The organism is Streptomyces jumonjinensis, assembly GCF_009600885.1.
Lineage (GTDB): Bacteria > Actinomycetota > Actinomycetes > Streptomycetales > Streptomycetaceae > Streptomyces > Streptomyces jumonjinensis.
This window is the reverse complement of sequence record NZ_VCLA01000150.1, coordinates 84,809-96,700: the sequence shown is the minus strand read 5'-3', so window position 1 is coordinate 96,700 and position 11,892 is coordinate 84,809. Positions and strand designations below refer to the sequence as shown.

6 protein-coding genes and 1 tRNA gene are annotated in these 11,892 nt (G+C 72.4%); all 7 read left to right on the top strand.

From position 1 onward, the window contains the following. Nucleotides 1–80 precede the first annotated feature (80 nt). Nucleotides 81–329 (top strand): hypothetical protein, encoded by a 249-nt coding sequence (locus FF041_RS19125; RefSeq protein WP_153523932.1) that lies wholly within the window; start codon nt 81–83, stop codon nt 327–329. Between the two features lie 516 nt (nt 330–845). Continuing rightward, entirely contained in the window at nt 846–1,454 is a 609-nt protein-coding gene (locus FF041_RS19120) for a phosphotransferase (protein WP_228388377.1), read from the top strand. 236 nt (nt 1,455–1,690) lie between these two features. Beyond that, a tRNA-OTHER gene (locus tag FF041_RS19115) sits at nt 1,691–1,783 on the top strand. A gap of 277 nt (nt 1,784–2,060) precedes the next feature. Then, on the top strand, nt 2,061–3,524 hold the full coding sequence (locus FF041_RS19110; RefSeq protein WP_153523930.1) for an MFS transporter: 1,464 nt from the start codon (nt 2,061–2,063) through the stop codon (nt 3,522–3,524). Nucleotides 3,525–3,752: 228 nt separating this feature from the next. Next, nucleotides 3,753–4,031: an acyl carrier protein gene (locus FF041_RS19105; protein WP_228388376.1), complete on the top strand. Its 279-nt coding sequence runs from the start codon at nt 3,753–3,755 to the stop codon at nt 4,029–4,031. A 186-nt stretch (nt 4,032–4,217) separates the two neighbouring features. Next, nucleotides 4,218–10,337 carry a type I polyketide synthase gene (locus FF041_RS19100; protein ID WP_153523928.1) on the top strand — a complete coding sequence of 2,040 codons (6,120 nt, stop codon included), beginning with the start codon at nt 4,218–4,220 and terminating at the stop codon, nt 10,335–10,337. Continuing rightward, nucleotides 10,334–11,892 (top strand): long-chain-fatty-acid--CoA ligase (locus FF041_RS19095; RefSeq protein WP_153523967.1); only part of this gene is annotated, 1,559 nt, incomplete at its 3' end. The genes FF041_RS19100 and FF041_RS19095, both read left to right, overlap by 4 nt.

Below are 11,892 nucleotides of genomic sequence, written 5' to 3'. Positions count from 1 at the left end.
CTTTGGCCCCGGTCGGTCCAGTCCCCCGCAACGACCGGGGCCACCCCCACACTCCCTCCAGAAGCACGAGGAGAAAGCCAGTGCCCCACGCCCAGCCGGTGGACCGGGCAGCCGCCCGGGATCGCGTCCTCGCCGACAAGGACGCGGTGATCAAGCGGTACGCCGAGGAGGAGTCCCTGGCGTCCATCGCCCGCGCCTACGGCGTCCTCGACGCCTGGCTCACCAACCAGTTCATCACCTGGGGCGTACCCCTCCGCACACACGCCCAGGCGATGGCCCTCTGGCGACAACACCGCGCCGCCGACACCGAATCGACCTTCCGCCGATAACCCAACGACACGGAAGCGCCACCACAGACTCCGCCCTCGGCGAGGGCCCCGGTGCCACTCACGCCGGGCCCGACCGAGGACGGACCGCCGCCCCGAATGACGGCAGGGGCGGGCATCACCCGGACCCAACCGGGCCCGGGAAGCACAACACACCCAATAGGGAGGTCTCAGTATTGGAACCGTGGATTCTGGGCGAGTGTGACCACGAGTGGGTCGAGTGGAGTGGCGCGGACCGGTGCCGCAAGTGCGGTGCCACAAAGCGCTGACGACCACAGAGGGAGGGGTGCCGGGTGTCCGGTGTCCCTCCCATCACTGAGTGAGGGACACATGACTGAGCGAGTCCAGTGGGAAGAGCTTCCGGCCGACTTCCGTGACGCCGTTGAATTCCACACAGGGCCGGTGATCACAACAGAGAGCGTGACCAGCGGGTTCAACTGCTCACTGGCACTGGTCGTACGGACACGGAGCAGCGGGTGCCTGTTCCTCAAAGGGGCGCGGACATCCGATGACGCCGGAATGGCGGGACTGCTCTGCGAAGAGCGGGTCAATGAGGTGGTGGAAGGTGTCAGTCCGACCATCCGCCACCGATTCGAGAGCGCCGGGTGGCTCGCCTTGGCGTTCGTCTATGTCGACGGCCGCCACGTCGACTACGGCCCCGGAACAGGGGACCGGCCAGCCCTCACGCGAGCCACGCGACGCATGCACCGCCTACGGACTCCCGGCCACCCCTTGCCGCAGTTCTCGGACCGATTCGCCGGCCATCTGCGCCCCGGTGAAGCGGACATCCTGAAGGGCTCACATCTGCTCCATACAGACACGAACCCCCACAACGTCCTGATCTCCGCCCCCGGCGGGGATGCCTATGTCGTGGACTGGGCCATGCCCGCCCTCGGCCCCGCATGGATCGATCCGGCCCAGATCGCGGTCTGGCTCATGGCCTACGGACACGCACCCGCAGATGCCCTCGCATGGCTACGGGGAACACCCAGTTGGCGACAGGCCGACCGAAGGGCCGTTGAGACGTTTGTGAACGTCACCTGCCGAAAGTTCACCAAGAGCGTGGGAGAGAAAGACGCAGCGGCGAGCACCGCCCGCTTCCACCACCTACTCGACTCCCGACACTGAGCGACGGGTAGCCCCGTGCGGTACGGGCCGAACAGGGCTACTCCTCGCCCTGGTCCCGCACCTGGACCCGCCCCTGGACCGGACCGTCGGCCGGCAGAGGCGCGGGAGATCTGCGGCGGGCCCGGAGGGAGGCGCGGCACCTGTCAGCGGGATGTCAGCGATTCGTCAACCGGCCCCCGCATTCTCTTCTCACCGGCAGCGAAGAGCCCCCGAACAAGGGGTTCCCGAGCCGGTGAGGAGAGGTACCCGAAGCGGCCCAACGGGGTCCGGGCGCCTGAGTCCGGTCGGGTCGGCAACGGCCCGCGCAGGTTCGAATCCTGCCCTCTCCGCGCCTTCGGCCGCCTGGCCGGCGGTGTCGGCCCAGACGGGCGGAGCTCTCGGCTCCGCCCGTCCGGTGCGTTGTGGCTCCGGTTGTGCGTTGCGTTTCAGACCCGGACGTGCGTTGTGTTTCGGCCGCGGATGTGCGGATGTCATGGATCGCCCCGTTTCCGGGGGCCGTGCCGCCCGGCGGGCTGCCACCGGGTCCCGGCGGACCTGGCACGCCGTGCGGGCGCACGGCGGCAGGCGAGTAACACCGCTGACGTCCCCCTCAAGGAGCTCACCGACATGACCACTGAGGCAGAAGCACAGGCCCCCGCACGGGTCCCGCCGCCGCCGGACCGGGAAGGGGGAGCCGGCCGCTCCTGGGCGGCGCTGGCGATCCTGCTCGTCGGCACCTTCGTCACCGTTCTCGACTACTTCATCGCCAACGTCGCGATCCCCTCCGTCCAGAGCGATCTGAACGCCACCGCCGCCCAGGGGCAGCTGGTCGTCATCGGCTACGGCGTCGCCTTCACCTGCGGCATGATCACCGGCGGCAGGGTCGGCGATCTGTACGGCCGCCGGAAGATGTTCGCCCTCGGCATGGTCTTCTTCACCATCGCCTCGGCGGCGTGCGGATTCGCCCCGAACGCCGATTTCCTGATCGTGGCCCGGGTGGTGCAGGGCGCCGCCGCCGCGCTGATGGTGCCGCAGGTCCTCGGCATCCTCGGAGTCGTCTACACCGGCGCGGCCCGGGTACGGGCCTTCACCATCTACGGTCTGGTCGTCGGCTTCGCCGCCGTCTTCGGACAGGTGATCGGCGGTCTGCTGATCACCGTGGACATCGCGGGCCTGGACTGGCGCACCATCTTCCTGATCAACATCCCGATCGGCGTGGTGACGCTCTGGCTGACGCCGCGCAAGGTGCCGGAGTCCCGCAGCGATGACCGCCGCGGGCTCGACATCCCGGGCGCGCTGCTGGTCACCGCCGCCCTGGTCGCCCTGGTCGTCGGTCTGGTCGAGGGCCAGAGCGCGGGCTGGCCGGTGTGGAGCCTGGTGTGCCTGGCCGCCACCGTGCCGCTGTTCGCCGCCTTCGTCTCGCACACCCGGCGGCGGGCGCGCACCGGCAGCGGCCCGCTGATCGAGCCGGCGCTCTTCCACAACCGGGTCTTCTCCCAGGGCCTGGTCGCCTCCCTCTCCTACTTCCTGGCCATGGGCTCCTTCTTCCTGCTGCTGGCGCTCTTCCTCCAGCAGGGCCGGGGCCTGAGCCCGCTGGAGTCGGGGCTGCTGTTCTTCACCCTGGGCGCCGGATACTTCGGCTCCTCGATGGTCTCCGCGCAGCTCGCGCCGAAGATCGGCCGCAGGCTGGTCGCCGTCGGTCCCGCGCTGCTCGCCACCGGATACGTCATCGTCGGTCTGACCGCCCACGCGCAGGGCTCGGACGGCTCCGTACTGCTGCTGATCCCGGGGCTGCTGGTGGCCGGGTTCGGCATGGGGATGACGACCGGACCGCTCACCGGCGTGGTGCTCAGCGGGGCCGCGCCCGAGCACGCCGCCGCCGCGTCCGGGGTCGTCAACACGGTTCAGGAGGGCGGTGCGGCCATCGGCGTGGCCGTCGTCGGCGCCGTCTTCTTCCCCGTGCTGGGAGACAACCCGCCCGCGAGCGAGTATCCGTACGCCTTCGGGATGGCTCTGATCCCGCTGGTGGTCTTCGCCCTCATCGCCTCGGCGCTCAGCCTGACGCTGCCGAAGGAGAAGCAGAGCGGCTGAGGAGAGACCTGTGACGTCAGACGTCTGAAAACGCACCCTGCATCGAGGGCTTCCCACCGGGCCCGGCCGCTTCAAGCGGCCGGGCCCGGTCCTGTTCCCCCCGGCGAACCGCAGGTGGAACGAGTGCTACCGCCCCTGGCGGCCTGCGAGGTCAGCGACAGGTCAGACCTGTGTCAGTCGGCGCTGTTTGGCTGAACCATGACCCTCAACCGAACTGAACTGCGAACGATGCCGCGCGCGGAGCGCGCCGAGGCCATCGAAGCACTCGCGCTCGAAGAGTTCCGGCGGGTGCTGCTGATGGAACCGGACGAAGAGCTGCCGCTCGAAGTCAGCTACTTCGACCTCGGACTGACCTCGCTGAGACTCACCGAGATCAAGCAGAACCTGGAGATACTCCTCGATCTGACGATCGACGCCACCGTGCTGTTCAACCGCCCGACCGTGGAGCAGCTCGTCGAGTACCTCTCCGAACGGCTGGCCGAGCCCGTCGCCGCACCGGCCGGCTGACCGCGGCTCCTCCACTGCTCCATCGCACGCCGGCTCCACAGCTCCACAGCACGACGACTTCACACAGCATCACGGCTTCGCGGCTCCGTCGGCCGCTCTCGGCCGGGACCGTCGCACCCCCCACGGTGCCCCGACGAACCGCCCCCACACACCGTCCACTCCGTTTTCCTCGAAGGAGGCGCGGGCATGCCGCCTGAGGCCACACACCACGATCACAGCCGAGCAGACGCCGGCCACGGCACGCAGGCCCCGGACCCGGCCGCCCGCGCGACCGAAGCCCCGGACCTCCCGGCACCCGCCGGACCCGACCCGATCGCGATCGTCGGCATCGGACTGAAGTACCCCGGAGGCAGCGAGTCACCCGCGGAGTTCGACGACTTCCTGCGCGAGGGCCGCTCGGGCATCTCCCCGCTGCCCGAGGACCGCTGGGACGTGGCGGCGTTCACCCCGCAGGAGCCGGGCGAGAAGGGCAAGATCCAGACCACCGGCGGCGGCTTCCTGGACCGCATCGACCTGTTCGACGCGTCCTTCTTCAACATCTCGCCCAAGGAAGCCCAGTACATCGACCCCCAGCAGCGCCTCGTCCTCGAAACCGCCTGGCAGGCCCTGGAGCACGCCAACATCGACCCCGCCCCGCTGCGCCGCGGCAACGGCGGCGTCTACATCGGCGTCAGCTCCATCGACTACGCGCTGGAGCTGGACTCCCTCCCGTACGAGGAGTTGGACGGCCATCTCGCCTCCGGCATCACCATGTTCCCGATGTCCGGCCGGCTGTCGTACTTCCTCGGCTGGCGCGGACCGAGCATGAGCATCGACACCGCCTGCTCCTCCTCGCTCGCCGCGATGCACTCGGCGGTGCAGGGACTGCGGAACGGCGAGTGCGACATCGCCCTCGCCGGCGGGGTCAACGCGCTGCACCACCCGCGGATCACGGTGATGTTCTCGCACGCCAACATGCTCGCCCCCGACGGGCAGTGCAAGACCTTCGACGAGAACGCGGACGGGTACGTACGCGCCGAGGGCTGCGGCATCGTCGTCCTCAAGCGGCTCTCCGACGCGATCCGCGACGGCAACGAGGTGCTCGCCCTGGTCACCGGCACCGCCGTCGGCCAGGACGGCGACAGCGCGGGCCTGACCGTGCCCAACGGCCCGGCCCAGGAGATCGTCATCCGCAACGCGCTGGCCGCCGCCGGACGCACCCCCGGCGACATCCAGTACGTCGAGGCGCACGGCACCGGCACCCCGCTTGGCGACCCCATCGAACTCGGCGCGATCAACGAGGTGTTCACCGGCTCGCACACCAAGGAAGACCCCCTGGTCGTCGGCTCGGTCAAGACCAACCTCGGTCATATGGAACCCGCGTCCGGCATGGTCGGCGTGATCAAATCCGTGCTCCAGATGCGCTCCGGAACCATCTATCCCCATCTGAACTTCCACACCCCCTCGGGCCGCATCCCCTGGGATCTCTATCCGATCGAGATCCCCACCGAGTGCCGTCCGTGGGAGGCCGAGCAGCGCCGCGCCGTCGTCAACAGCTTCGGCTTCGCCGGGACGATCGCCGCCGTGGTGCTGGAGGAGGCCACCGGCGCCGCCGTCGCCCCATGGAAGCCCGCCGCCGGAGCCGGTGCGGAGGAGCCCCGCGCGCTCCGCGTCGAGAGTGGGGAGAGCGGGGAGAGCGGGGACGGCGGAGCGCCGGCCCCGAAGATGTTCACCCTCTCCGCCAAGAGCGCACCCGCCCTGCGCCAGCTCGCCGAGCGCTACCGCGCCTTCCTCGACGACACCCCCGGACTCGACGACGACGCCGTCCTCGACCAGGTCTGCTACACCGCCAACCTGGGCCGCTCCCACTTCCCGTACCGGCTCGCCGGACCGGTCTGCGGACTGCCCTCGCTGCGGAAGCTGATCGACGGCGCCCTCGCCGACCAGGACCAGGACCCCACCGGGCTCGCCGCGGCGCCCACCGCCCCCGGCCCCTCGGGCATCCGCAAGACCTGCTTCATGTTCAGCGGCCAGGGCTCCCAGTACGCGGGCATGGGCGCGGCCCTCTACCAGCGGTTCGGCGTCTTCCGCGAGACCGTCGACCGCTGCGACGCGCTCTTCGCCGAGCCGCTGGGCCGGTCCGTGCGCGAGATGCTCCTCGGCACCGGCGACGACCCCGCCGCGATCGACCGCACCAGCAACACCCAGCCCGCGCTCTTCACCCTGGAGTACGCCCTCGCCCAGCTCTGGCTCTCCTGGGGCGTCAAGCCCAATGTGCTCATCGGCCACAGCATCGGCGAGGTCACCGCCGCCGCCGTCGCCGGACTGTTCTCCCTGCCGGACGCGGTGACCCTGGTCGCCGCCCGCGCACGGCTGATGCAGTCCGTCCGCGCGCCGGGCGGCATGGCGGCCGTCGCCGCGCCCGCCGAGGACGTCGCCCCCCTCCTCGAAGGCCGCGCCGACCTCGCCCTCGCGGCGATCAACGCCCCCGACCAGTGCGTGATCTCCGGCGCCCACCAGGCGCTGGACGAGGTGATCGGCAAGCTCACCGGGGACGGCGTACGCGTCGACCGGCTCGGCGTCTCCCACGCCTTCCACTCCCCGCTGATGGCGGAGGTCTTCGAGGACTTCCGCGCCGTGGTCGCCGGAATCGAGTTCCAGGAGCCCTCCCTCACCCTCGTCTCCAACGTCACCGGCAAGGTGGCCCGGCTCAGGGACCTCAGCGACCCCGACTACTGGGTACGCCACATCGGCCAGCCCGTCCGCTTCATGGAGGGCATCCGCGCCGTCGCCAAACGCGGCCGGCACGCCATGGTCGAGATCGGCCCCTCCACCGCCCTCACCGCGCTGGCCCGGCGCAGCCTCAACGCCGACGACCATGTCTGGCTGGCCAGCCTCAGCCGCCGCGACCGCGACGGCGACACCACGCTGCGCGCCCTCGCGTCGTACTACACCGCGGGCCTCAACGTCTCCTGGTCCGGCTTCCACGGCGACCACGACCCCGGCTTCCTCCAGCTGCCCACCTACGCCTTCCACCGCAGGCCCTACTGGCTGCCCAAGACCGGCGCCAAGCGGACGCGCCAGGTCGGCGGCCCCGCCGTCCATCCGCTGCTCGGCCGGGAGCGCGGGACCACGGAGGAGACGGAGGACGCCTCCATACGGGAGTTCACCGCCGAGTTCGACGCCGGACAGCTGCCCGCGCTCGCCGACCACCAGGACGCGCAGGGCGCGGTCCTGCCCGCCGCCGCCTGGGCCGAACTGCTGCTGGCCGCACAGGACGCCGTCGAAGGCAGCACCGCCGAGACCGTGCGCGACCTCCGGATCGAGGCCCCGCTGCGGCTGCCGGAGGACGACACGGTCACCCTGATCACCAGGGTCGCTCCGGCCGGGCCCCCCGAAGGCCCGCTGACCGTGGAGATCGCGAGCGATACGGACGGCGTACGGACCGTCCACGCCACCGCGCTGCTCTCCGCCGTAGCCGACGGCCCCGAGCCCGCCGCCGTCACCCGGCTGCGCGAGCTGGCCGGCGCCCCCGGGAAGACCCTGGAGACCGCCGACGGCATCGATCTGCACACCGACGCCTCCTCCACCGGACGCCGGTTCGGCCCCGCCTTCCGCACCCTGACCCGGGTCAGCAGGCACCCCGGCGGAGTGGTCACCGCACGGCTCGCCAACCCGCGCACCGCCTCCGCCGTCTCCGCCGTCGAGCAGCTGCCCGCCGAGATCCTGGAATCCGCCCTGCTGGCCCTGGTCGCGCTCGACGACGACGGACCGGTCTACCGGCCGCGCTCCATCGACCGCTTCCGGCTGCACCGCAAGCCGCGCGGCGGGGAGCTCGACCTGACCGCGATCGTCCGGCCGCTCGCCCCCGGCGACGCCCCCGGCGACCAGTCGCGCCGCGCCGATCTGCTCCTCAGCTCGGACGGCCGACCGGTGGCCGAGCTCCTCGGGGTGACCCTGGCCCGCCCGGCGGGCACCGAGGCGGGCGGACGCTTCCTGCACCGGCCCGTCTGGCTGCGCGACTCCCGCCCGGGACCCGAGCGGGCGGCCCGCCACATCGTCGTCGCCCACGGCGCGGACGAACTGCCCGCCGCCGTCGCCGATCTCGCGGACCGGGCGGCCCAGCAGGGCGTACGGCTCACCCTCACCGGAGCCCCCCAGACGCTGGCCGCCGCGCTCGCCGACCCCTCGGCGACCGACGCCGTCTGGTTCTGGCGCCCCGCGCCCGGCGAGTTCTCCGCCGACCGGATGCGCCAGGAGTGCGAGGAGAACTACCGCTCGCTGCTCGCCGCCCTCGCCGCGCTCACCGAGGCCGGGAACGGCCCCGCGCCCGCGCCCCGGCTCTGGCTGGTGACCGAGCGCGGACAGTGGCTTCCCGGCGACCTTCCGGGCACCGGCGAACAGCCCGCCGCCACCACCCTGTGGGGCTTCGGCCATGTGCTCCTCACCGAGGACCCGCTGCTGAAGACCACCCTGGTCGACCTCGACGGCGAGGACGCGGCGGAGGCGCTGCTCGGGGAGATCCGCACCGCCCCCGACGACGAGTTCCAGATCGCCTACCGCCACGGCCGCCGCCATGTCCAGCGGCTGCTCGCGGGCGGCGGCACACCCCCGTGGGAGGGCGGCTTCGAGATCCGCGGCGGCGACGCTCCGCTCGCCGACACCGAGGCGCTGGCCCCCGTCCCCGCGGCCGACGGGACCCCCGTGGGCGACGAGGTCCAGGTCCTGGTGAGCGCGGTCGGCCTGACCGCCCATGACGCGGCCGAAGCCGAGCCGCCCCGGGCGGACGAGACCCCCGCGCCGAGCGAGACCCCCGCGCTGAGCGAGGATGCGGAGCCGGGCGGGGACGCGGAGCCGGAGAGCGCGGTGGCAGACGCCGTACGGCCGGTCATCGGCGGCTCCTGCTCGGGCGTCGTCACCGCCGTGGGCCCGGACGCCGCCCTGCGGATCGGCGACCTGGTCACCGTCGCCCACCCCGGCACCCTGCGCCGTACCGTCACCGTCCCCTCGGCGGCGGCCACCGCGTACGACCCGGACGGCGACGCGCTGAGCGCCGCCGCCCGCGCGGCCCGCGGCACCGCGCCGGCCGCCGGACAGGACACCGGATCCGGGCTCGACCTCTACACCCTCGACGAGGTCGCCGAAGCCCTCCGCGCAGCCGCCGCGGGCGCACCGCACGGACCGGTCGTGGTCCAGGTCGGCCCGGCCGCCTCCCCCCGCAGCGCGGATGAGGCGAACGCCCCCCGGACCGCCGCCATCCGTTCCGACCGCGCCTATCTGGTCACCGGCGGTCTCGGCGGCCTGGGCCTGGCCACGGCGGGTCATCTCGCCGATCTCGGGGCCCGGCATCTGGTGCTCGTCAGCCGCTCCGGCCGCGCCACCCCGGAGGCCGCGGCCCTCCTCCAGGAGCTGGGCAAGCGGGCCGAGGTCCGCATCGAACGGGCCGACCTCGGCGACGCCGCCGATGTGGCCCGTCTCACCACCGATCTGCGGGAGTCCCCGCAGCCGCTGGGCGGCATCGTGCACGCGGCCGGAGCCCTCGGCAAATCGCTGATCTCCGCGATGAGCTGGCCCGACATCGAGGAGCAGCTGAGCCCCAAGGCGTACGGGGCCTGGCTGCTGCACGAGGCGTCGGCCGACTTCCCGGAGCTGGAGTTCTTCGTCGGCTACTCCTCCATCGCCTCCCTCCTCGGCGGCGCGACCCAGGGCCACTACGCCGCCGCCTCCGCCTTCCTGGACGGACTGGCCACCCAGCGCACCCGCTCCGGACTGCCGGGACTCGCGGTCAACTGGGGCGCCTGGTCCCGGGTCGGCATGTCGGCCCGGCTGGAGGAGAGCCTCGCCGAGGAGATCGAGCGCAGCGGCGTCCGGTTCTTCTCGCCCGGCCGCGCCCTGCGCGCGCTGAGCGGACTCTGGGGCCGGGGCGTCGACCGCCGGATGGCGGGCGACGTCGACTGGGAGACGTACACCTCCCAGGGGGCGCTCTCCGAGGCGGTGTACGCCCGGCTGGTCCGCGGCTCGGGCGACGGCTCGGGCGACGGGCCGCAGCAGGTGAATCTGCGCGGGCTGCCGCCCGCCGAGCGCCGGGCGGCCGTGAGCCGGCTGGTGAGCACCGGGGTCGCCGCGGTGCTCCAGCTCGACGACGTCGAACAGCTCGACGTCACCGCCGAGTTCGTCTCCCTGGGACTGGACTCCCTGATGGCGATGACCGTCAAATCGGGGCTCGAATCCGCGCTGCGGATGCCGCTGCCGGCCTCGCTGACCTTCGACCACCCCACCGCGCAGCGGCTGACCGAATACCTCGACAGCAGGCTGGAGGCGTCATGACCGTCCGAACCACCGCGGCTTCGGCCGCTGGAGCCGCCGGAGCCGCCGACGGGGGCTTCCCCGAGGACTGGACCCTGGTCCACACCTCGGCCCGGCTGGCGCGGGAGCGCGGCGGCCACCCGGCCGTGGTGTGCGACGGCCGGGTCACCGACTACGCGACGCTGCACCGGCAGAGCAACCGCGTCGCCCACGCCCTGGCCGCGGCCGGTGTGGGCCCCGGCAGCCGGGTCGCCTATCTGGGCCGGGAGAGCGAGTACTACTACCTCTCCATCCTGGCCTGCGCCAAGGCCGGAGCGGTCCTGGTGCCGGTGAACTGGCGGCTCACCGCCGGGGAGGTGACCCATATCCTCGGCGACTCCGGGGCCTCGGTCCTGCTGCTGGAACAGGAGTTCGCCGGCGCGGTCGACGGAATCGGCACCGGTGCCGGTGAAGGGACCGGAACCGGCTCGGGCGAAGAGGCGGGCGCGAGACCCGGGCCGCGGACCGTCGTACCGCTCGACGGCCCCGGACCGGACGGCGAACGGCGCGTCGGGGCGGGCCTGCTCGCCTGGGCCGCCGACCAGCCGGACACCGAGCCCGCCGCCGTCCCCCGCCCCGACGACCCGGTGGTCCAGATCTACACCAGCGGCACCACCGGGCTCCCCAAGGGCGTCGTCCTCGCCCACCGCAGCTTCTTCACCCTGCCGCACGCCAGCCGGGCCGAAGGCGTCGACTGGCTCGACTGGCGGCCCGACGACGTCAGCCTGATCTCGCTCCCCGGCTTCGGCATCGCGGGCATCGCCTGGTTCCTGCACAGCCTCAACGCCGGCGCCACCACCGTGGTGATGCCCATGTACGTACCCCAGGAGGCGGTGCGGCTCATCGCCGAACGGAAGGTCACCATCACCTTCGCCGCCCCGGCGATGCTCCAGATGATGCTCGGTGAACGGGAGGCGGGACCGGAGGCGTTCCGCTCCCTGCGGAAGATCGCGTACGGGGCCGCGCCCATCTCCCCCGGGCTGCTCGCCCGGTCCATGGAGGTCTACGGCTGCGAGTTCGCCCAGATCTACGCCAGCACCGAGACCGGCAGCGTCGCGGTCTGTCTGCCGCCCGCCGACCACCGGCCGGGCAGCGAGGTGCTCACCTCGGCGGGGCTGCCCTGCCCCGGCGTCGAGCTGAAGGTGGTCGGACCGGACGGCGATCCGCTGCCCCCCGGCGAGATCGGGCAGGTGTGCATCCGTACGCCCTCCCGGATGCTCGGCTACTGGAATCTGCCGGAGGCCACCGCCAAGACCCTGGTGGACGGCTGGCTGATGATGGGCGACGCGGGCTATCTCGACAAGGACGGGTATCTGTTCCTCTGCGACCGGATCAACGACACCGTGATCGTGGCCGGGCAGAACATCTACCCCGCCGAGGTGGAGAAGGAGCTCGCCGAACATCCGGCTGTCGCCGACGCGGCCGTGGTGGGACTGCCCGACGAACGCTGGGGCGAGGCGGTCCACGCGGCCGTGCTGCCCCACCCGGGGAGCAAGGTCTCCCCCCGTGCGCTCCTGCTCTTCCTGCGCGGACGGCT